Genomic DNA, 21740 nt, shown 5'->3' on the forward strand with positions numbered 1-21740 from the left:
ACCAGGAGGTTGAGACCCCGGAGGGCCGGGCGGACGTGGAGGAGTGGTGACGGACATCCGCGCTTTCTCTTCCCCTCGTGCTTGCTGCGTACCCGGAAAGCCGGTCCCGAGGAACTTGACACTAGCTGGAGTTGGTAGAAACCCCACACCAGACGGTCCCCGTACGGCTATCCTGCGGAACCGTACCGCGACGGGGAGGACTGTAGGTCGAGAATGCCATCAACACCGACTACTAAGTCTCAAGTTCAGGCTTATCAGTTCGTTCTGCGACGGATGCAATCGGCGCTGGTCCGTCGCGACGCCGTCATGCTCCACGACCCGATGCGCACGCACACGCGGGCCACCATCGTGGGTGTCGTGCTGGCCGCGCTGGGCGTCCTGGTCTTCGTCATCTGGGGCCTGCTGAGCCCGAAGCCCTCCGTGCCGGACGCGGGCAACATCGTCATCGGCGAACAGTCCGGAACGGTGTACGTCGTCGCCGGGAACCCGAAGAAACTGATTCCGACCTTCAACCTCGCCTCCGCGCGACTGCTGATCATCGCGCAGTCGAAACAAGGGGCGCAGCAGGCGGGGAGCAAGCCTTCCGGACCCGCGCAGGCCTCCGAAGTGAAGAACCCCACAGTCGTTTCGGACGAACAGCTGAAGAGCATTCCCCGCGGCCAGCTCATGGGCATTCCCAACGGCCCGCAGCTGATGCCGACGGACACCCAGCGCGTCTCCCCGGAATGGGGCGTCTGCGACGAGGTCATGTACGACCCGTCGGTACCCCAGCCGGATCTCTCGAAGACGGAGACGACCGTCTACGCGGGTGTGAAGCAGCTCGGGAACCGCGAACTCGGTCAGAACGAGGCGTTGCTCGCCAAGGGCGCCAACGGCCGTGAGTACCTGATCTACCGGCAGACGCCGGATCCCAACGCCCGGAACGCGAACGCCGTCAAGGCCGAGATCAAGCCCGACGCGAACGCCGTCCGTTCCGCGCTGAAGCTGTCCGACCAGCCCCGCGGTATCTCGCAGGGCCTGCTGGACGCGATCCCCGAAGTGCCGGAGCTGAAGCTCCCGGACGTGCCGGGCAAGGGCGAGAGGCCCAACTACGAGATCGAGGACATGAAGGTCGGCGACGTCTTCTCGACGGAGCAGGCCGAAGGGCGGAAGGACTTCTACCTCATCACGAAGGAAGGAATCCAGGCCATCTCGCCGGCGGTCGCCGACATCGTGCAGACCGGGAAGAACGACGGCAGCACGTCGGTCATGTCCGTGCCGCTGGGCAAGATCCGCAACCTCACGCGGGTCTCCCAGGTCGTCGAGCTCGACGCCTACCCGCAGACCGTGCCGACGGTGCTCAACGCGACCCAGGGTTCCCGGGTCTCCTGCCTGAGCTGGTCCATCGCGGGCGACGGAGCCACCCGGGACGGGCACACGGCGGTGTTCGTCGACGACAAGCTGCCGAAGGGCAGGAACGCCGACGGATCCGCGCCCGGCGTCAAGATCGGTACCCCCGGCCCGGTCGGAGCGCCGATCAACAGCTTCTACATGGAGCCCGGCCTCGCGGCCGTCGTCCAGTCGGCGACCGGCAAGGAGACCTTCGACAAGGGGCCGATCCAGCTGATCTCCGATCGAGGGATCCGTTATGGCGTCCCTGACGCCGTGACAGCGGATTCGATCGGGCTCAACAAGCGGGTTCCGGCGCCCGAGGCCATCGTCAGGATCCTGCCCACCGGCGCTTCGCTGAACACGCAGGACGTGCTCCGGACGTTCGACACGGTGCCGATCGACGACAGGGCCGGTTCGGTCGCCACGCAGTCGCAGCAGGCTCCGGCGGGTAACTGATCACGGGAACCCGCCGGACGGCCCGAGCGTCTCAACGCCCGAGCGGTATCGGGTGAGTGGAGGGTGCAGTGGCCGGCCTGAAGATCGACGGTGACGTCGTCGGTGACTATGCGAAGCGGGTGGACGCGGCCGCCGGAGAGCTCGACCTGGCGGCCGCGGAGGTGACCGGTGAGGGCGTCACCGTCGAATCCCACGGCACGCTGGGGGAGGAATTGGGCCTCGGCGCGTCCTACGGACGTGCGGCCGAGGCCATCCGGCGTCAGCTGGTGGAGGGCGCGGCCGCGCTGAGGTCGGCGTCCGAGGCCCTGCACACCGTGACCGCGCGGCATGCCGGGCACGACGACGAGGCAGCGCAGATGATCAAGCGCGCCGTGGAGCTCTGAACCGCATGATCGCCGAATCGGAGAACCCGACGGATTCCATCCCGCACCCGATGGCTGCCGCCGCCCGCCCGGCTGCCCCCGAGCCGGCCCCGAGCGCGTTTAGCCCGCTAAACGCGACGGGTTCGGGCGGGGAGGAGCTGGTCGAGGCCGCGGCACCGCATCTCGCCTTCGTTTCGGAGCTGTCCGGCCATCTGGGGCTGATCGATCCGGTCGAGACCTACCTGACCCCGTTGGTGGGACGCTGGGAGGACTTGAAGAACGAGGCGGACCTCCTCCGGAAAGCGGCGAAGACCGCGGGCAACGTTTCGAAGGAGCTCTCCGAGGACCTCGGGCGTCTCGACGCGGGGTGGTCCGGCAAGGACGCCGACGCGTTCGTCGCGTACATCGTGGACATCCACGCCGCGGGCTCGGACGTCGAAGACGCCCTCACGACGCTGGCGAGTTCGCTCGACGAACTGGTGCTGTCGATCCGTCGCATCCTGACCGACCTCGTCGAGGTCCTCGTCGACACGGCGGAACTGACCTCCGAGACCGCGATGCTGCCGGTCGGCGGCGTGCGGCGGGCGCGAACGCAGCTGGAGGAGGCGCAGGAGTCGGCCAAGGCGCTCTTCGAGGCCGCTCGTAACGTCCTCGAGGGCTTTGTGCGGTTCTGTGACGGCGTCGACGATCCTGACGCCGGCTCGCGGAGTATCGAGATCACCCATCGGTACCCGCAGGACGAGTTCAAGCTCCACGACGATTCCGAGGCGCCGGGTGCGCCGGTCCAGGAGAAGACCTCCGCCGATGCCGAGACCGATTCCGGTGCCGCGTCCGACGACCAGTCGACGTCGCCGTCCGCGGCCGAAGGCAGGCAGACCGGATCGCAGGAACCATTGATCGAGCAAGGACAGGCGTTGATCCCGGAGGTCGCGCCCGTTCAGGCCGCGCCGACGCAGGGATCGGGCGTGGCCGGTGCCGGTTCGTCGATGATGCCGATGGGGATGGCGCCCATGATGGGGATGGGCGGCATGGGTGGTGGAGGCCAGACGGCCCACCAGTCCAAGACAAGGCCCGCTTCGAAACCGTCCGATGTGGTCGGTGAGCCCGGCCAGGTCGTCCCGCCCGTGATCGGTGAGGACGAGACCCCGCCGAAGCCCGCCCCGAAGCCCAAGCCCGCCAAGTAGGAGCGCCCGGGGCCCGGAGCGACTTTCGCGGGCTAACCGCGATCTGGGCCGGTCTGAGGCGAGCCCGGATCGCGGTTAGCCCGCGAAACGCACGTGCTACGGGGTTTTGCGGCCTGGTGAGGCGGCCGGCCGGTTGCGGCGGACCGAGTGCACCACGAACAGGGTGACGAGCAGCGCCACCAGGCCCCCGCCGGTTCCGGCGAGCGCGACGATCATCGGGGCGGGGTCACGGTCGTCAGCGGGCGGCAGATTCGCGGGCAGCTGAACCGGCTTCGCCTTGTCCGCCTCCGCCGGCACGATCGCCGTCAGCGCCGCGATCGGGTCGATGACGCCGAAGCCGACGAAGTTGTCCCGTCCGCCCGGCGCCGCGGGGTGCTGCGCCGTCTCCTTGATCCGGGTCATCACGTCACGAGCCTTCAGCCCCGGGAACTTCGCGCGCACAAGAGCGGCCACGCCGGCGACGTACGGGGCGGCGAAGCTGGTCCCTTGAATCGGGCCAGGATCCTTGCCGCCCTCGATGGTCAGGTTGGCCAGGCTGCTGGACCCTTCAGCCGGGTCCAGCGAGATGATCTTGGTGCCCGGAGCGGCGACGCTCACCCACGGCCCGTGGACGCTGAACTCCGCCACGCCACCGGTGTCGTCGATCGCCGCGACCGACAGGACGTCGTCGGCGAACCACGGCGGCGTGACGATCATCTTGGGGGACTTGGGGTCCGGCTGATCGTTCTGCGGGCATTTGTCGCCGACGTTGCCCGCCGCCGCGACGACGACCACGTCGTGATCGACGGCGTAGTTCACCGCGGCCTGCAGTTGCTGCTCGCCCTCGGTGATGCCGCCGTCGGCCTTGCGGCAGTTGTCGACCGACATGTTGATCACATTCGCGCCCTTGTCGACGGCCCGGACCACGGCCTGCGCGAGCGTCTTCAGCGTGCCTGCGGTCTTGCCCTGTTCCTGCTGCCGTCCACCCTTGTCTTGCCCCGGCGCTGTTCCGTCCGCCGCGCCGCCTCCGGTGCCGTTCCCGGAGGACGGCGGAAGCTGCGAACCCGGATTGTTCGAAGAAGAGGGCGGAGCCGAATTGCCAGGGGACGCCGGCGGCGCCTCGGACTTCTTCTCCGCTTCTTCGTAGTTCTGGCTGGACTGCCGGATCGACATGATCGTGGCGTCCGGCGCGACCCCTCGGAACCCGATGCTCGCGTCGGGCGGGTTCGCGGCGATGATCCCCGCCACCTCGGTGCCGTGGCCGTCGCAATCTTCGAGCCCCGGTGCCTTGCCACCGCCGGGGGTCGCGACGTAGTCACCACCCGATTCGACGGGGTTCTTGAAGTACGGGTGCGCGGAGACGCCGGTGTCGATCACCGCGACCTTGACGTTCGCGCCGACCGAACCGGTGGCGCCGCGCATCAGCTGGTGCACCTTCTCGATCTGCAGGTACTCCTGGCCCCACGGCCGGTTCTTGATGTCGACCTGGTCGCCGCCGAGCTTGCTGCGCTGGACGCACTCGGTCTTCTTCTCGTAGGTCTTGTCCGGCTTGCCCTCGTCGGTCGGCTTCTTGGACTTGTCCACCGGCGGCGGGGTCGCGTAGTAGCCACCGGCGTCCGGCGCGACGCTGCTTTGCTGCGCCCACGCGGGAAGAGCCACCGACGCCGGCGAGAGAACACCGATACCGGCCGCCAGCAGCACCGTTCCGGTACGTCCGGCGAGGCCGAGGTGGCGGACGCGCGTCCCCCTGGACTTCCGCGCTACGGCCATCAGAGCATCATCCGATCGGGTCGTCACTTGAAGTTGAGGTGGCGCAGCGTCGTGTAGAGATCCATGACGCCGAGCGCCAGCGGCAGCACCGTCGCGATGAAGACGGCCTCGAAGATCTCCACGGTCCGCCGCAGCGGCGGCGAGAAACGCTGGTTCGGGAAGATCACGCCGACCACGAGCGCGCCGGCACCGATCAGCAACAGCGCGCCGAACACGAACAGAACGCGGTTCAGCGGGCTCGCCGACCACATCCAGCCGAGCAGGATGCCCGCGCCGGACACCATGCCGGTGGTCAGCAGGGCGATGGCCTGCGCGCCGTTCGCGTACGCCCGCGCCCTCAGGAGCAGGACCAGCGTGGCGATCACGCCGAGGATCGGGCCGAAGACCGTCGGCGACGTCGAAGCGATGATCGCGAACAGTGCCGTGGCCGCGCCGCAACCGGTCAGCAGACCGGTCATGTACTCGTGGGCGACCGCGGTGCGGCGTTCGATGGCGCGGTAGTCCGGGAAGCCCGAGTCTTCCTTGAGCTCTTCGGCGCTGCCGGGGACGTGCGGCGTCGGGAGGGCCGCGAGCTTGATCGTCGCGCGCGGCAGGATCGAGATGCAGGCCAGCGAGAACGCGGTCGCGCCGGCGGCGATCCCGGCGATCGGGGTGTCGATGAGCGTCGCGGCCAAGAACGTCAGCGCCGAGATCGTGGCCGTCGTCGCGGCCGCGATGAAGGTGGTGATCCCGTGTCCGATGACGAGGATGCAGACCGCCGCCACGATGATCACGAGAGTGCTCGCGAGCAGCAGGTTCGCCCACAGGGACAGCCCTGGCACGATGTAGAAACCGCTCACGAACGCCAGCGGCAGACCACCCGCCGCGGCGATCAGCACACCGGTCGCCTCGGCCTGGTAGGCCTTGGCCAGTGTCGCGCCGATCGCGACGCACGCGATCGCGCCGACACCGCCGGCGATCGCGGCGGCGAGTGCGTTGCCGCCGTAGAAAGAGCCACTGGTGAAGAGCGCGAGGGCCGCGAAGAACAGCGCCAGGCCTCCCGCGACGTGCCCGAAGCGGCGTGCCGTCTCCTTGGTCCACGGACGGAAGCTGTCCGGGGAGGACTCGGCGATCGCGTCGACGACGTCGTCGTAGAGCGGGGGAGGCGGGTTCTCGTTGCGCTTGCGCAGCTGCAGCAGCTCGCCGTCGACGACGCCGAGGGACGCGAGGGTCCGGCTCGGGTCGAGTGGCGCGTCGCCCAGCTTCGCCAGCGCCCAGCCGCCATGGCGGGCGCCGCCGTCCGGCGTCGCCTCCTTCGCCATCTCCAACAGCATGGGCAGCAGGTCCGCCACCGCGACGTCAGCCGGCAAAGCCACGTCGATCCGGGTGCGTGGCGCGACCACCGTCACCCTGCTGAATACCGTCGTGCCCGTTGCCACTGCCTTCCCCCTGCCCTGAGAGTCTGCTCCCGGGGGAACCTATACCGAACCCGGGTGCCCACATCATCGACTGTCGGAAAAAGACCGGCAAAAGTAGGAGAGGCGACCTCCGAAGCCCGCTCCCGGCTGCCGGCGCGTCGACTTTAGCGGGCTAAACGCGACGCGCCGGAGCCCCGGGCACCTGGGGGCCCCGGACCGCCGGATCGCGTTTAGGGGGCGAAACGCACGTGGGGCGTCTGGGCGGGCCGGATCGCGTTTAGGGGGCGAAACGCACGTCGGGCGTCTGGGCGGCCGGATCGCAGTTAGGCCGCTAAACGCACGTCGGCGCAGCCGGAGCCCTACACTCCCGGAATGCGTATGGTCCCGGTCGGGGCCGTTCTCGGCGTTGTCCGGATTTCACCGGCCACGTTCGATAGGTTGTCTCGCGCACCCGTACGCGCACCAACGGTGGCCGCCATCGTCGAGTTTGAAGAGGGGTCCTTCGATGAGCACGCTGCAGTTCAAGAAGTCACCGCGCCTGGCGGCGCCGCGGCCGCCGGGCGGCGAGGTGCATCTCGAACCGCCGCCTGAGGTGCCGCGCACCATCCCGGGCAACATCGTCATGAAGCTGCTCCCCGCCGTGATGATCGTCGCTTCCCTCGGGATGATGGTCTTCATGTTCACCACGGGTGGACGCAATCCCATGATGATGATGATGGGCGGCATGATGGTGCTCAGCACCGTCGGCATGATGGCCGGCGGCGCGGGCAAGGGCGGCGGCGCCAAAAAGGCCGAGATGGACGAGGACCGCAAGGACTACCTGCGCTACCTCGGCCAGATGCGCGACAGGGCCCGCGAGGCCATGGTCGATCAGCGCGCCGCGCTCGAATGGGTCCACCCCGACCCGCAGACCCTGTGGTCACTGGCCGCGAGCCGCCGCATGTGGGAACGCCGCCAGAACGACCAGGACTTCCTCCACCTCCGCGTCGGCCGCAGCTCGCACCGCCTCGCGACGCGGCTCGTGCCGCCGCAGACCGGCCCGGTCGACGAGCTGGAGCCGATCGCCACGCTCGCGCTGCGCCGGTTCGTCCGCGCGCACTCGATCGTCCCGGACCTCCCGACCCAGATCACCCTCCGCGGGTTCGCCGCGGTCAGCATGCAGGGCGACCGCGGTCTCACCCGCGGCCTGACCCGGGCGATGCTGGCCCAGCTGGTCACCTTCCACAGCCCCGACGACGTCCTCATCGCGGTCGCGACGGCGGGCCGCGCCAAGGAGGAGTGGGAGTGGGCGAAGTGGCTGCCGCACGCCCAGCACCCGGCGCTCGCCGACGGTATCGGCCAGCTGCGGATGATGGCGGGCTCCCTCGCGCAGATCGAGCAGTGGCTCGACGAAGAACTCCGTGACCGCCAGCGGTTCTCCCGTAACGCGACGCCCGCCCCGGACCAGCCGCACATCGTCATCATCGTCGACGACGCCGAGGTCACCCGCGAAGAGCAGATCATCCTCGAAGAGGGTCTGGTCGGCGTCACCCTGATCGACCTTTCCGACTCCATCGGCAACCTCGCGGCCCGTCGTGGTCTGCGGCTGGTCGTCGAGGAAGACCGTCTCGGCGCGCGCAGCGCCGGCGGCGTCGAATGGTTCGGCCGCCCGGACACGCTCAGCGTGGTCGAGTCCGAAGCCCTGGCCCGGCTCCTCGCCCCGTACCGCGTCGGCACCGCCGCGCAGGACGCCGCCGAGGAAGAGCCGCTGCTGTCCAACCCCGGTCTGCTCGAACTGCTGGGCATCCCCGGCGACCCGATGACCTTCGACGTCCAGCAGGCCTGGCGGCCGCGCCCGGTGCGAGACCGCTACCGCGTCCCGTTCGGCGTCGGCGAGTACGGCCAGCCCGTCGAGCTGGACATCAAGGAAGCCGCGATGGAGGGCATGGGCCCGCACGGCCTGTGCATCGGTGCGACCGGTTCCGGTAAGTCGGAGTTCCTCCGCACCCTGGTGCTCGGCATGCTCGCCACGCACTCGTCGAGCACGCTGAACTTCGTCCTCGTCGACTTCAAGGGTGGTGCGACGTTCCTCGGTCTGGACGCCGCTCCGCACGTTTCCGCGGTCATCACCAACCTCGCGGACGAAGTCACGCTGGTCGACCGGATGAAGGACGCGCTGGCCGGCGAGATGAACCGGCGCCAGGAAGCGCTGAAGAACGGCGGTAACTTCAAGAACGTCTGGGAGTACGAGAAGGCCCGCGAGAACGGCGCCGACCTCGACCCGCTGCCCGCGCTCTTCATCGTCTGTGACGAGTTCTCCGAACTGCTGGCCGCGAAGCCGGACTTCATCGACCTGTTCGTCGCCATCGGCCGTCTGGGCCGGTCGCTGCAGATGCACATGCTCCTCGCGTCGCAGCGGCTGGAAGAGGGCAAGCTGCGCGGTCTCGACTCGCACCTTTCCTACCGCATCGGTCTGAAGACGTTCTCCGCCGCGGAATCCCGTGCCGCGATCGGCGTGCCCGACGCGTTCGAGCTGCCGTCCGTTCCCGGTGGCGGTTACCTCAAGTACGACACCTCGACGCTGGTCCGCTTCAAGGCTTCGTACGTCTCGGGCCCGTACCGACCCGCGGGTATCAAGGCCGCCGGCCCGGTCGCGACCGTCGTCCGCGCGGACAAGCGCCCGCAGCTGTTCGTCCCGGACTTCGTCGAACTGCCGAAGGAACCGGAGCCGCAGCAGATCGAGGCCGCACCGGTGGAAGAGGCCAAGTCGGAGGAGGCCGTCGAGCCCAGTGAGCTCGACGTGATCGTGTCCCGGCTGATCGGCCAGGGCCCGCCCGCGCACGAGGTCTGGCTGCCGCCGCTGAAGGAGCCGAACTCGCTCGACACCCTGCTCCCGAACCTGAACCCCACCGACGACCGCGGTCTTTCCCCGGTCGGGTTCTTCGGCAACGGACGGCTGCAGGTGCCGATGGGCATCGTCGACCGCCCGTACGAGCAGCGTCGTGACCTGCTGTGGGCCGACTTCTCCGGTGGCGCCGGGCACGGTGTGATCGTCGGCGGCCCGCAGTCGGGCAAGTCGACCATGCTCCGGACGCTGATCATGTCGATGTCGCTGACCCACACCCCCGAGGAAGCGCAGTTCTACGCGCTCGACCTCGGTGGCGGTACGTTGGCCGGTCTCCAGGGCCTGCCGCACGTCGGTGGCGTCGCGGTCGCGCGGCGCGAGCCGGACAAGGCCCGCCGGATCGTGGCCGAGCTGACCACCCTGCTCACCGAGCGGGAAGGCCGGTTCGGTGCCATGGGCATCGACTCGATGAACGAGTTCCGCAACCGCAAGCGGCGTGGCGAGATCAAGCCCGAGGAAGACGCCTTCGGCGACGCGTTCCTGATCGTCGACAACTGGAAGGCCCTGCGGGACGACTTCGACGAGCTGGAGACCTCGATCACCAAGCTCGCCACCCAGGGTCTTTCCTACGGCGTGCACGTCATCATCGCGGCGAACCGGTGGGCGGACATCCGCCCGGCGATCAAGGACATGATCGGTACCCGGTTCGAGCTCCGCCTCGGTGACCCGAGCGAGTCGGACATCGACCGCCGGGTCGCGGTGAACGTCCCGGCCGGGCGCCCCGGCCGCGGTCTCACCAGGGACAAGCTCCACCTGCTGACCGGTCTGCCGCGGATCGACGGATCGAGCAACCCGGACGACGTCGCCGCCGGTGTCGCCGACGCGGTAGCGAAGATCAAGGCCGCGTGGAAGGGCCGCCCGGCGCCGCAGGTCCGCCTGCTGCCGGAGATGGTCACCTACGACGAGGTCCTGTCCATCGACTCCAAGCGCAACACGAAGCTGGTGCCGATCGGCGTCAACGAGGAAGACCTCCAGCCGATCTACCTCGACTTCGCCGCCGACTCGCACTTCTACGCGTTTGCGGACGGCGAGTCGGGCAAGACGAACCTGCTGCGCCAGATCACCAGGGGCATCACCGAGCGGTACACGACGCAGGAAGCGGTCATCATCCTCGTCGACTACCGGCGCACGATGCTCGGCTTCATCGGCGGGGACCAGCTGCTCGGCTACGCGGTGTCCGCCGCGCAGCTGGAGAGCATGGTCAAGGACGTCCACGGGTCGATGACCCGGCGCCTCCCCGGCCCGGACGTCACGCAGGAACAGCTCAAGACGCGGTCCTGGTGGACCGGTCCGGAGCTGTTCGTCATCGTCGACGACTACGACCTGGTCGCCACGCAGACGAGCAACCCGCTGAAGCCGCTCGCCGAGTTCCTCGCGCAGGCGAAGGACGTCGGTCTGCACATCGTCGTCGTGCGCCGCAGTGGTGGCGCGAGCCGGGCGATGTTCGACCCGATCCTCGGCAAGCTCAGGGAGATCGCGGCGCCCGGTATGGTCATGAACGGCTCGCGGGACGAGGGCAACCTGGTCGCCAACGTGAAGCCGAGCCAGATGCCGCCGGGACGAGGAAACCTCGTCACCCGGAAGCACGGCAAGCAGCTCATGCAGGTCTCGTGGATCCAGCCGGACTGACCTCCCGCGGAACCAGGTGAGGGAAGGGCCGGGCGTGGGGTGACGACGACGATCTGCGGGAGTGGCTTGTGACAGTGCGGGTTGCGGTGGACTTCGGGACATCGAGCACCTGCGTAGTCGCTTCGATCAACGGCCGCGAGCCGCAGGTCGTCGTGGTGGACGGGCAGCCCTTGATGTCGTCGGCGGTCTACGCCGCGCCGGACGGGACGCTGTTCGTCGGCCAGGAGGCGGAACGGCAGGCGGCGGTGGACCCGTCGCGCTACGAGCCGAATCCGAAGCGCCGGATCGACGAAGGCGACCTGCTGCTGGGCGACAACGTCCTGCGCGTGACCGACGTCGTCCACGCCGTGCTGAAGCGCGCGGTGACCGAGGCGCGGCGGCTCGCCGGTGACGCCGAGGTCGAGCTGCTCGTCCTGACCCATCCCGCGGATTGGGGTGCGACCCGGACCCGGCTGCTCCGGCAGGCCGCGGGCGGGCTCGCGCGCCAGGTCGCGCTCGTGCCGGAGCCGGTCGCCGCGGCGGTCTATCACGCGGCGACGTTCGCCCCGGCCGACCTCAACTCCGAACGCACCGTCGAGTTCAGCGGCCGCCCGGGAGACGCTCTGGCGGTCCTGGATCTCGGCGGTGGCACCGTCGACGTCTCCGTGGTGCAGCGCATGCCCGGCAGCCCGGCGGATCGCAGTTCGCCCGCTAAACGCGCCGGGTTCCAGGTGCTGGCGACCCGGGGGGATCCGAGCTTCGGGGGAGCGGACGTCGATCAGGCGCTCCTGGAGCACGTGGGTTCGCTGGTGTCGTCCGTCGATCCGCCGGAATGGCGGAAGCTCGTCGAGGGCCGCGAACTCACGGACCGGCGGCGGCGCCGCGTGCTGCGGCAGGACGTGCGCGGCGCGAAGGAAACGCTGTCGCGGCACGCGTACACCGACGTCCCGATGCCGCCGCCGTTCGCCGACGCGCATGTGACCCGGGAGGACCTCGAGCGGCTCATCGCGGGGCCGCTCGGGCGCGCGGTCGAGCTGACCGTGGCCGCGATCGGCGATTCCGGGCTGCGGCCGAAGCAGCTGACGGCGATCTTCCTCGTGGGCGGGTCGAGCCGGATCCCGATGGTGTCCCGGCTGGTGCACGAGCGGACCGGGGTCGTCCCCACCACGCTGGACCAGCCGGAGACCGTGGTCGCCCGCGGCGCGTTGCGTGCCGTGCTGATCGACCCGGACCGGACGGGTTCGCTGGCGGGCTCCGCGGTCTCCCGGGTCGGCGGTGCCCCCGCGCCCGCCGATCGGCGTCCCGATGCCCCGCGCCCCCCGTTCCCTCCCGGCCCGCCCCCGCAGAGCGCGTTTAGCCCGCTAAACGCGACGCGGCAGCAGGGGCCGCCGTCGCCGCCGATGGGCCAGCAGGGGGTGGCGCCCCCGCCCCCGCCGCCGTGGCGGCCGGGCGAGCCCGCCCGTGAGACCAAGTCCGCCGAGCGCGGCGGGAAGAACAAGAAGACGCCCTGGATCATCGCCGCGGCCGTGGTGGTCGTGGCGGCGATCGTCGGCGGCGTCCTCTTCGCGGTCAACAGCGGGGAGGCCGAGCCGGAGGGCCGGACGCTCGCCCAGTACGACTACCGCTTCATCGCGCCACTGGACTGGACGCAGACCGACGACCGCGTCGCCAAACGCCAGGTGGTGATCCACCCGAGCGACTCGCTCACCGGCGACGACCTCGTGGTCGCCCAGGAGAACGTGATGGACTACGACGCGACGGCCGACAGACAGAAGCTCGTCGACGAACTCGGCGGCCTGGCACGGCTGGAGCCGGACAAGTACAGCGGCTTCAACGGCGCCGCGGAATACGCCGGCAAGTCCGTCATCTACTACCGCGAAAGCAAACCGAGTGCCCGCGTCGACTGGTACGTCGTCGCTCAAGGAAAGATCCGCGTCCACATCGGTTGCCAGTACGGCACCGGCTCACCGCACGAGCAACGGGTGAGCGCGGCCTGCGAGCAGGTCGTCAAAACGATGGTGGTCGTCAACTGAAGGGGGAGGCTCATGCCACCCGAACCCGAGACCGCCGCTGAGCACTTCGCGCGCACAGGACGCGACGCGGTCACCTATGCCCGGCAGGTCGCCCGTACGGCCAAGGCGCGCTACGAACGCCGCCGGGGCGAGAACGCCGAACTCGCGAAGCAATTCGGCAAGGGACGGCTCGCGGGCGGTGAGACCGCACCGACCCCCGCCGTCGTCCGGAACGCCGCGAAACGGTTCCGCGCGGGCGCCGGTCTTCCGGTTCCGGCGTTGCCTTCGGCGGCGGACTTGGTTCCCCTTCGGCCGGAACCCGTGTCCAGACGGCCACGTGTGGGTGACGACGACGAGGACTTTTCGCAGTCGCGAATCATGAGCCGCGGCGATTGACCGCCCACTGTGCATTCGCTAAATCGCGTGGTGGAAGCCCTTTTTCCCGCGTGATTCGCAGGGCGCGGGCCGGATTCCCGCGTGCGGTTCCCGCCGGGAGCGTTAACGCAAGCAACTACTTGAAACCAACGAGCGACAAGAGGGAACCAGACGTGGCAGTGTCTCCGTCGTAGGTCCGTACCAAACGAACTTCACCGAGTACGGATAAACCACGAACGAAGGGGGTAGCTCCCATGGCTGGCGGATTTACCGGGACAGTTGAGCAGTTCACTCAGTCCGAGAAGCGCGTGACCGAGGTCCGCGTTTCGATGGACCAGAACCTGAGCAAGCTTCGCGACAACATCGAGGCCACCCGCGCGGGCTGGACCGGTGACGCTTCGATCGCGTTCAACAACGTGATGAAGCGCTTCGACGAGGCGGGCCGTGGGCTCAACCAGGCCCTCCAGAACATCGGTGACCTGCTCGAGCAGGCCGGTTCGAAGTACAACGCGACCGAGCAGCAGCAGCAGGAGCTCATCAAGTCGGTCAACCAGGGCTTCGGCGTCCTCGGCTGATTCGGCTACACCGCACCAAAACCAAGACTTTCTGATTACTGGAGGAACTTATGGGCGAGATGAAGGTCGATTACGCCACGATCCACGCGGCGGCCGACGACTGCAAGAACACCGGTGGCGAGCTGGAGTCCCTCTTCGGGCAGCTGAAGAGCGACCTGGCCCCGCTGGTCAACACCTGGGACGGTGACGCGAAGACCGCGTACATGGCCGCTCAGCAGGAGTGGGACAACAAGTTCGAGGAGCTCAAGCAGCTGCTCGCGCAGGTCGCCGGCGTGCTGCCGCAGCTGGCCGACGGCTACCAGGCCACGGAGCAGGGCGTCACCGGCCTGTTCTGAGTCTCCCGGCTCCGAACGAGCAACGGCGGGCAGGCATCCTCGGATGCCGAGCCCGCCGTTTCGTTTGTGTCAAAGGAAAAGCCGCGACGGTCTCCGTCGCGGCTTTCCGTGTCCGTACCGCTCAGTGCGGCGCGCCGACCTCGAATTCCGGGGTGGTGTTCAGCACCCGGACGGTGACTTTCTTCTGCTGTCCCGAAAGGTCGATCGAGCAGTCGAACGTGGCGCCGTTCTCCACCGGTTGGCCGGAAGGACAGCTCACGTTCTTCACGTCCGGCTCCCCGTAGTTTTCGTTGAGCACGCGGACGACACCGTCCTGGACCGATTTCTGATCGAGCGTGTCACCGGCGAAGGCGCCGAGCAGCCAGGCCCCGACGCCGCCCGCGATCACGACGGCGGCCGCGATCCCGCCGATCAGCAAGGTCTTCTTGGAAGCCTTGGGCTTCTTCGCGGGCTCCGTCCCGAAGGCGCCGAGCCCGCCGTACTGAGACGGTTGTGCCTGCTGCGCGGGCTGGAACCCTCCGCCGTACTGACCCTGCGGGGGAGTGCCCGGACTTTGTTGCTGTGCCTGCCAATCCTGCTGCTGCGGCATCGGCTGTGGCATCGGCTGCTGCTGCGGTTGCTGCCACCCCGTGCCCTGCGCCGGGGGTGCGCTTTGCTGCCAGGGCCCGGAAAAAGAGCCGGTGACGCCGGGCTGCTGCTGCCATTGCCCGGTGTAGGAGCCGGTGTTCGCGGCGCCCGCGTCGTTCTGCTGCCACTGCCCGGCATGCGGTCCGGTGGCCTGGCCTTCCTGTTGCCAGCCCTGCTGCTGGCTCCCGGGATTCGCCGGGGGCTGCCACCACTGCTGCGGCTGTTGCGGCTGCTGTTCGGTCATGCCTCAGACGCCTTTCAGCTCGTTGAAGCGGCGGTTGAAGTCGTCCTTGGCGGCCTTGTCCGGCAGCACGGTGATCTGCGAGGCGTCCGGCAGCTTCGGCAGATCCTGCGTGCTCGCCTTGCCGGTGAAGCGGAAGTCGTAGCGCAGCTCGATCTTGTGCCCGCCGCCCTCGATCTTGGCCTCCATCACGATCTGACTCAGCGTCCCGTCCGGGTTGAGGGAGACGGTGGTGTGCACCGGGGCCTTCTTCATCTCGGCCGTGACCGCGCTGCTGATCGACGTCGGCAGGATCTCCACGCGCCGTTCCATGAACTTGCCGAACGGGACGTCGGCGGTCAGCTCGATCCGGTTCTCCGGAAGACTCTTGGCGCCCTTCACGATCTTCTTGTCCGCGTTGTAGGACACGGCGATCGCGTCCGCCATCTTGCAGGCGGTGATGATGCCGACCCACGCGCAGGGGATGGTCAGCCCGGCTTCGGACTTCAGCATCGAAACCCACGGCGTCGGGGCGAGGCTCTTGTAGACGGGGCCGAGGTACACGTACTCGACGGCTCCGTCCCCGGGGGTGTACCAGTCGATGCTGTCGTCCGGGTTCTTCTGCGAGCGCTGACGGCTGACCCGGCTTTCCGGCGAGCCGGTGCGGGCCGAGGAGATCGTGCTGCGGATGTACTTCTCGTCGAACCGGAAGTAGGCGCCCGACTCGCTGGTGACGTCGCGCTGCTGGCCGATGGTGTCCTGCAGCTTGTTCATCGCGGTTTCGAACTTCGTGCCGACGTAGGTCGCCGCGTCGTCGCCCTTCGGCACGGCCGTGCCCGCGCGCCCTTGGCCGCAGGCGGTGGTCAGCGCCAGCACGGCGCTCAGCACGCACAAGATGGTCGTTGGACGTTTGTTCATCGCCGTTCCCCTGATCGAGTCCCCCGCGCGCGGTGCGCGTCCGGATCGTCTCATCCTCTCCCGCGAAGGATGATGCCGTGGGCGGTTCCGCCACACCGGCGAGGTACAGTTGCGGGGCGCCCGCCGGGCGCCGGTCCTAGTATGGGACCCCGGACCGACCCCCGCTTCGCAGTAGGGTCGGGCGTGGGGGTATCTTCATATGTCGTTGTGCGCTGCGGCGCGTAAGCGCTAGGCCCGCACAGAACCCACACGCAATGTTGACGACGAGGTAGACCCTTGCCCACGTACAGCCCCAAGCCCGGCGACGTCACTCGTGCCTGGCACGTGATCGACGCCGAGGATGTCGTGCTCGGCCGGCTCGCGACCGAGGTCGCCACGCTGCTGCGCGGCAAGCACAAGCCGACCTACGCCCCGCACGTGGACACCGGTGACTTCGTCATCATCGTCAACGCCGAGAAGGTCGCGCTCACCGGTAACAAGCGCGAGCAGAAGTTCGCGTACCGGCACAGCGGTTACCCCGGTGGTCTGCGGAAGCGCTCCTTCGGCGAGCTGCTCGACACCAAGCCCGAGCACCTGCTCGAGAAGGTCGTCAAGGGCATGCTCCCGAAGAACAAGCTCGGCCGCGCCCAGGCGAAGAAGCTCAAGGTCTACGCCGGCGCCGAGCACCCGCACGCCGCGCAGCAGCCGCAGGCGCGCGAGATCACCAAGATCGCGCAGGTCGCGAAGTGAGTGAGGAACAGTCTGTGACCAGCACCGAGACCGAGGCCGTCGAGGCTGTCGAGACCGCGGGGACCCCGGCCGACGCCGTCGCGACCAGCGAAACCCCCGCCGCCCCGCGTCCGTCGCGTGCCGCCGGTGGCAACGCCCAGACCGTCGGCCGCCGCAAGGAAGCCGTCGTCCGCGTCCGCGTCGTTCCCGGTACCGGTGAGTTCAAGCTCAACGGCCGCACGCTCGAAGAGTACTTCCCGAACAAGGTGCACCAGCAGCTCATCCGTGAGCCGCTGGTGACGGTCGACAAGCCCGACTCGTTCGACATCTTCGCCAACCTGCACGGTGGCGGGATCTCGGGCCAGGCCGGCGCGCTCCGCCTCGCGATCGCCCGTGCGCTCGTCGAGGTCGACGCCGACGACCGCCCGGCGCTGAAGAAGGCCGGCTTCCTGACCCGTGACGCCCGCGCCACGGAGCGGAAGAAGTACGGCCTCAAGAAGGCCCGTAAGGCTCCGCAGTACAGCAAGCGCTGATCGCGCCTCTGGCGCAACCCGCGGAAGCGCCCATCCGTCTTTCGGATGGGCGCTTCCGTGTTTCCGGGGTCCTTCGGTTCCCCGCTCGCCCCCAGTCCCACCTGTCACACCCGCCACATGTGCCCCACCCGTGTCGCGTTTAGCCCGCTAAAGTCGCGCGCGTCGCGTTTAGCCCGCTAAAGGCGAACCGGGGGTGCGGGAGGCCGGGCAGGGGCACTGGCTAGGTTGTCGTGGTGGTTTTTCAAGGAGGTCGACAGATGGCTCGTCTATTCGGTACCGACGGCGTACGTGGCCTCGCCAACGAGGAGCTGACCCCGGAGCTGGCGCTCTCGCTCGCCGCCAGCGCCGCCCGCGTCCTCGCCGCCCACGACCGCTCGCACCGCCCGGTCGCGGTCGTCGGCCGTGACCCGCGCGCCAGCGGCGAGATGCTCGAAGCCGCCGTCGTGGCGGGCCTCACGTCCGCCGGCGCCGACGTGCTCCGCCTCGGCGTCCTCCCGACGCCCGCCGTCGCGTATCTGGTCGGCGCGCTCGACGCCGACCTCGGCGTGATGATCTCCGCCTCCCACAACCCGATGCCCGACAACGGCATCAAGCTCTTCGCGGCGGGCGGCCACAAACTTCCCGACGGGATCGAAGACGAGATCGAAGCCGGTCTCGCCGCTCCCGTCACCCGCCCGACCGGCATCGGCGTCGGCCGGGTGAAGGACGTCCCCGACGCGGGTGACCGTTACGTCGAGCACCTGCTGTCGGCCACCCCGCACTCGCTCGAAGGCCTGCGCGTCGTCGTCGACTGCGCCAACGGCGCGTCCTCCTTCGCCGCCCCCGACGTCTATCGCAAGGCAGGCGCCGAGGTCATCGCGATCCACGCCGACCCGGACGGCGTCAACATCAACGAACACTGTGGGTCGAATCACCCGGACGCGTTGCGCGCGGCCGTCGTCGAGCACGGCGCCGACCTCGGGATCGCGCACGACGGTGACGCCGACCGCTGTGTCGCGGTCGACGCCGCGGGTGAACTGATCGACGGCGACCAGATCATGGCCGTCCTCGCGCTCGCCCTCGCCGAGACCGGCGAGCTGACCAAGAACACCCTGGTCGCGACCGTGATGAGCAACCTCGGCCTGCACCTGGCGATGCGCGCGCACGGCATCGACCTCGTCACCACCGCCGTCGGCGACCGCTACGTCCTCGAAGAGCTCCGCGCGAGCGGGTTCGCGCTCGGCGGCGAGCAGTCGGGCCACGTCGTCCTCCCCGCCTACGCGACCACCGGCGACGGGCTCCTCACCGCCTTGCGCGTGATGAGCCGCATGGCGTCCACCGGCAAGTCGCTCGCCGACCTCGCCGCCGTCATGAACCGTCTGCCGCAGGTGCTGGTGAACGTCCCGGTGGCGGACAAGGCGGCGGTCGCCGTCTCGGCCGCGGTCCGCGACGCCGTCGGCGCCGTCGAAGCCGAACTCGGCGAGGAAGGCCGTGTCCTGCTGCGCCCCTCGGGCACCGAGCAGCTCGTCCGCGTCATGGTCGAGGCCCCCGCGCACGACACCGCGCAGGCGGCCGCGGACAGGCTCGCGGGAGTCGTCTCCTCCGCCTCGTAAGCCCTCTCACGTTCTCCCCAAGTCGCTGCGCTGCGGTTACCGGCCCGGTACATTCCGTGTGCGTATACCTAGGGGAGGGTGACGGTGGCGGGTAAAGGGCACAAGGTCGATCCGGCGCAGCTGAACGAGGCGGCCAAGGTTCTGCAGGATCTGCCCAAGCAGGCCTGTGAAGGGCCGATCGGGGCGGTCGAGCAGATCAACCTGAGCGCGGCGAGCTTCGGTCCGGCACACGGGGACTGCTTCAACGGCTATTCCGCGAGCATCCAGCGCCTGGCGAAATGCGCGCGCAGCTATCTCGCCGCGTCGGACGAGTTCGGGCGCAAACTCGCGGCGTCCAAGGACCTTTACCAGTCCAATGAGGACTCCAACGCCGCCGAGATGAGGAAGCACTGATGGGCCTCGCAGACGTCGGTGGCGGTGGCGGCCACGACATTCCCAGCCGGGCCGAAGTCGAGAAGATCCTCAACGATCCGAACATCGACCGCGACACGAAACGCGAACTCGCCCTCAACTACATCGACTACATCGAGGACGAGACGCCGGAAAGCTGCGGTTTCGCCAGCGAAGCCGAGCGGAACGGCTTCCGCGACTACATCAAGTCGATGAACGGTGACTGGATCACCGAGAGCGACATCGGCTCCAACGACGCCTATCTCGAGGACGTCCAGAAGGCCTACAAGACCGCGCACGAGAAGTACGACGCGAACCAGGCCGCCGGACGGCAGGGTGATCGTGACGCGCTCAACAAGGACGCGGCGAAGACCCAGGAGATCGCCGGGCGTGCCACCGAGACCGATCCGGGCTGCGCGAATTCGAACGACATCATGGTCCCCGGGCTGTCGGGGTTCAAGGTCTACGAGATCTTCCACCCGCTTTACGTCCGCGCGCTGTCCCTGGCAGGCGGCGGGGCGGCGATTTCACTCGGCGAACTGCAGCGGCTCTACCATGAGCAGGACAACATCCCGTTCAACCTGTTCAAGGCGAGCGCGGACGAATTGACGGCGGTCGGCACGGCCATCGCCGGGTCGGCGCAGGACGTCTCCGGGAAGCTGGGGAACTCGCTCGGCACCTGGGAAGGCCCAGCGGCCGAGCAGGCGCGCGCCTACCAGAAGGCCTATTCGGACAAATCCGGTCTGGTCGCCGAAGCGTTCAAGGCGGCGGGCGACGGACTTCTGCGGACCAATGCCTCGGTGGGCAAGTTCTGCCGTGAGAAGGTCGAGTGGCTGCAGAAGTGGTACACCGACAACATCGACGGTGCCACGGCGCAGGACATCGAGCGCATCATCCGCATCGCCGACGGCTCGTGCAGCCAGAACGACATCATCCACTGCATCAAGTTCCTGAGCATCGAAGCGAAGGACGCGTTCAACGACGACGCCGGCGACATCGACCAGAGCACCATCGACGAGGTCCTCAAACCTCAGGCGGTGGCCTGGCTGAAGAACGTCTTCCTCGGCTGGTTCGGCAAGCACATCGAGAACTTCCAGCTGGTGTGCAAGAACACGCGTGACGCGATCAACGGCGCGTGGAAGGCGTACGTCGATTCGCTCGGTCAAGTGGTCGAGAATCCGTTCGCAGATCTGGGCAAGACCCCGGAAACGGGTGGCGAGAAGCCCGTCGAAAAGCCACCCGTCGAGAAGGGCGGTGGCGGTCCGTCCTCCAGCGGCGGCGGTGGCCCGTCCTCCAGTGGCGGTGGCCCGTCGTCCGGTGGGGGCGGTGCCGGGCGTATGACGCCGAGCAACACCGAACTCCCGGAGCCGGAAAAGCCCGAAGTCCCGGGCCAGGAGAAGAACCCGGTCACGGACAAGCCGCTCGACATCGATCCGGCCACCGGCGAGCCGTACCCGATCGACCCCCGCACGGGCGAAGCGATCAAGGAAGACACCCGGCCCGAGACGGTGACGGTCGAGCAGGGCGACCGCAAGATCTCCATGGTCGAACCCGGCGCCGACGGCAAGATGGACATCTCCGTCCAGGACGGCACCGGTCAGGTCAAGGACTACGACCTCGATTTCGGCGACGGCAAGGCCACGCCGGGAACCGGTGACGCGGCGGGCGGCCCGGTGCACCGGGACACCGCCGAGCGGATGGACCAGCAGGCGGCCTCGCGTCCGACGGCGCCTCCGGGGCAGGTCCATCAGCCGGGTCCCGACGGCAAGATCCACATCGAGGACGGCGGCCTCAAGATCACCGCGGAACGGCCGAGCGGTCCCGACGGGCCGACGTTGGTGACCGTCGACGACGGTTCGGGGCATCCGTCGAAGTACACGCTGGGCGAGGACGAGCCGGCGGTCGGCCGCCACGCGAGCCCGGAATCGACACCGCAGACGGCCGGAAGGCATGCCGCCGCACAGCCCGTCGAAGAGGCCGCACCTCAGCAGGCCGAGCCGGCTGCCCGTCCGCATGACGCCACGTCCGGAGGGGCCGGCGGCGGAGCGCCCGCTCAGGCCGAACCGGTGGCGGCCGGAGGTGATCCCGAATCGACGTCGGCCCAGTCGCTGAGCGACCCGTTCGCCGGTGGGGACAACGGACTCGGCGAGACGTCGGATCCGGCCGGGACCGGTGGCGGCGGGGCCTCGCCCACGACGTCGTCCGGGCTCGGCTCCGCTCCGGGAGGGGGCGCCCAGGATCCGGCCGCGGCCAGTGCGGGGATGATGGGCGGCATGGGCATGATGGGCGGCGGCGCGGCCGGAGGCGGGCAAGGGTCCGGTGAAGATCAGCAGCGCACGTCCAGCGGATACCGGGTCGACGGCGGCCTTTTCGACACCGCGACGACGACGGGCAGCCGGATCAGCGGCTCGCTCGACGACGACGGCGTCATCGGCTTCCGCTAG

At 68.9% G+C, this 21740-nt stretch carries 17 protein-coding genes; 13 read left to right on the plus strand and 4 right to left on the minus strand.

What is annotated here, in order from left to right; translation table 11 throughout:
• The first annotated feature begins 213 nt into the window (after positions 1-213).
• From eccB to AMK34_RS27680, 3 genes are all read left to right on the plus strand, one after another.
• Positions 214-1827 (plus strand): type VII secretion protein EccB, encoded by a 1614-nt coding sequence (gene eccB, locus AMK34_RS27670; RefSeq protein WP_073847319.1) that lies wholly within the window; start codon positions 214-216, stop codon positions 1825-1827.
• Positions 1828-1895: 68 nt separating this feature from the next.
• A complete protein-coding gene (locus AMK34_RS27675; protein ID WP_016331105.1) occupies positions 1896-2210 on the plus strand; it encodes a type VII secretion target in 315 nt (104 codons plus the stop codon).
• A 5-nt stretch (positions 2211-2215) separates the two neighbouring features.
• The gene (locus AMK34_RS27680) at positions 2216-3373 is read left to right on the plus strand and encodes a WXG100 family type VII secretion target (RefSeq protein WP_073847320.1); all 1158 of its coding nucleotides are present in this window, start codon (positions 2216-2218) and stop codon (positions 3371-3373) included.
• Positions 3374-3469: 96 nt separating this feature from the next.
• Here AMK34_RS27680 and AMK34_RS27685 read toward each other — a convergent pair whose 3' ends face one another.
• Together AMK34_RS27685 and eccD are read right to left on the minus strand one after the other, a co-directional pair.
• Entirely contained in the window at positions 3470-5122 is a 1653-nt protein-coding gene (locus tag AMK34_RS27685) for a S8 family serine peptidase (protein ID WP_073847321.1), read from the minus strand.
• Positions 5123-5145: 23 nt separating this feature from the next.
• Positions 5146-6510: a type VII secretion integral membrane protein EccD gene (gene eccD, locus AMK34_RS27690; protein ID WP_083650020.1), complete on the minus strand. Its 1365-nt coding sequence runs from the start codon at positions 6508-6510 to the stop codon at positions 5146-5148.
• A 514-nt stretch (positions 6511-7024) separates the two neighbouring features.
• On the opposite strand from eccD, the gene AMK34_RS27695 reads away from it, so the two are divergent.
• The 5 genes from AMK34_RS27695 (at position 7025) to AMK34_RS27715 (ending at position 14308) form a co-directional block, all read left to right on the plus strand.
• The gene (locus tag AMK34_RS27695; RefSeq protein WP_038519796.1) at positions 7025-11032 is read left to right on the plus strand and encodes a type VII secretion protein EccC; all 4008 of its coding nucleotides are present in this window, start codon (positions 7025-7027) and stop codon (positions 11030-11032) included.
• Positions 11033-11100: 68 nt separating this feature from the next.
• Positions 11101-13044 carry a type VII secretion-associated protein gene (locus AMK34_RS27700; RefSeq protein ID WP_073847322.1) on the plus strand — a complete coding sequence of 648 codons (1944 nt, stop codon included), beginning with the start codon at positions 11101-11103 and terminating at the stop codon, positions 13042-13044.
• Between the two features lie 12 nt (positions 13045-13056).
• Entirely contained in the window at positions 13057-13419 is a 363-nt protein-coding gene (locus AMK34_RS27705; RefSeq protein WP_038519792.1) for a hypothetical protein, read from the plus strand.
• 233 nt (positions 13420-13652) lie between these two features.
• Positions 13653-13973, plus strand: a complete 321-nt coding sequence (locus AMK34_RS27710) for a WXG100 family type VII secretion target (RefSeq protein ID WP_073847323.1) — start codon at positions 13653-13655, stop codon at positions 13971-13973.
• 50 nt (positions 13974-14023) lie between these two features.
• Positions 14024-14308, plus strand: coding sequence for a WXG100 family type VII secretion target (locus AMK34_RS27715; RefSeq protein WP_073847324.1), 285 nt, complete (start codon positions 14024-14026; stop codon positions 14306-14308).
• A gap of 121 nt (positions 14309-14429) precedes the next feature.
• Here AMK34_RS27715 and AMK34_RS27720 read toward each other — a convergent pair whose 3' ends face one another.
• Both AMK34_RS27720 and AMK34_RS27725 read right to left on the minus strand, forming a co-directional pair.
• Positions 14430-15179, minus strand: a complete 750-nt coding sequence (locus tag AMK34_RS27720) for a DUF4333 domain-containing protein (RefSeq protein WP_073847325.1) — start codon at positions 15177-15179, stop codon at positions 14430-14432.
• 3 nt (positions 15180-15182) lie between these two features.
• On the minus strand, positions 15183-16073 hold the full coding sequence (locus AMK34_RS27725) for a hypothetical protein (RefSeq protein WP_038519780.1): 891 nt from the start codon (positions 16071-16073) through the stop codon (positions 15183-15185).
• A 276-nt stretch (positions 16074-16349) separates the two neighbouring features.
• Here AMK34_RS27725 and rplM point away from each other — a divergent pair, with 276 nt between their 5' ends.
• The 5 genes from rplM (at position 16350) to AMK34_RS27750 (ending at position 21740) form a co-directional block, all read left to right on the plus strand.
• A complete protein-coding gene (gene rplM, locus AMK34_RS27730; RefSeq protein WP_016331117.1) occupies positions 16350-16802 on the plus strand; it encodes a 50S ribosomal protein L13 in 453 nt (150 codons plus the stop codon).
• Between the two features lie 14 nt (positions 16803-16816).
• Positions 16817-17314 (plus strand): 30S ribosomal protein S9, encoded by a 498-nt coding sequence (gene rpsI / locus AMK34_RS27735; protein ID WP_038519777.1) that lies wholly within the window; start codon positions 16817-16819, stop codon positions 17312-17314.
• A gap of 257 nt (positions 17315-17571) precedes the next feature.
• Positions 17572-18906 (plus strand): phosphoglucosamine mutase, encoded by a 1335-nt coding sequence (glmM, locus tag AMK34_RS27740; RefSeq protein WP_073847326.1) that lies wholly within the window; start codon positions 17572-17574, stop codon positions 18904-18906.
• An 84-nt stretch (positions 18907-18990) separates the two neighbouring features.
• Positions 18991-19299, plus strand: a complete 309-nt coding sequence (locus AMK34_RS27745) for a type VII secretion target (RefSeq protein WP_016331119.1) — start codon at positions 18991-18993, stop codon at positions 19297-19299.
• Entirely contained in the window at positions 19299-21740 is a 2442-nt protein-coding gene (locus AMK34_RS27750) for a hypothetical protein (protein WP_073847327.1), read from the plus strand. The genes AMK34_RS27745 and AMK34_RS27750 overlap by 1 nt, the downstream gene beginning before the upstream one ends.

It is taken from the genome of Amycolatopsis sp. CB00013 (genome assembly GCF_001905755.1).
GTDB classification, from domain to species: domain Bacteria; phylum Actinomycetota; class Actinomycetes; order Mycobacteriales; family Pseudonocardiaceae; genus Amycolatopsis; species Amycolatopsis japonica.

Coding starts and splice junctions, on each gene's coding strand:
- eccB (WP_073847319.1), top strand. CDS start 214: ATGCCATCAACACCGACTACTAAGTCTCAAGTTCAGGCTTATCAGTTC.
- AMK34_RS27680 (WP_073847320.1), top strand. CDS start 2,216: ATGATCGCCGAATCGGAGAACCCGACGGATTCCATCCCGCACCCGATG.
- AMK34_RS27685 (WP_073847321.1), bottom strand. CDS start 5,122: ATGGCCGTAGCGCGGAAGTCCAGGGGGACGCGCGTCCGCCACCTCGGC.
- AMK34_RS27695 (WP_038519796.1), top strand. CDS start 7,025: ATGAGCACGCTGCAGTTCAAGAAGTCACCGCGCCTGGCGGCGCCGCGG.
- AMK34_RS27705 (WP_038519792.1), top strand. CDS start 13,057: ATGCCACCCGAACCCGAGACCGCCGCTGAGCACTTCGCGCGCACAGGA.
- AMK34_RS27710 (WP_073847323.1), top strand. CDS start 13,653: ATGGCTGGCGGATTTACCGGGACAGTTGAGCAGTTCACTCAGTCCGAG.
- AMK34_RS27715 (WP_073847324.1), top strand. CDS start 14,024: ATGGGCGAGATGAAGGTCGATTACGCCACGATCCACGCGGCGGCCGAC.
- AMK34_RS27720 (WP_073847325.1), bottom strand. CDS start 15,179: ATGACCGAACAGCAGCCGCAACAGCCGCAGCAGTGGTGGCAGCCCCCG.
- AMK34_RS27725 (WP_038519780.1), bottom strand. CDS start 16,073: ATGAACAAACGTCCAACGACCATCTTGTGCGTGCTGAGCGCCGTGCTG.
- glmM (WP_073847326.1), top strand. CDS start 17,572: ATGGCTCGTCTATTCGGTACCGACGGCGTACGTGGCCTCGCCAACGAG.
- AMK34_RS27750 (WP_073847327.1), top strand. CDS start 19,299: ATGGGCCTCGCAGACGTCGGTGGCGGTGGCGGCCACGACATTCCCAGC.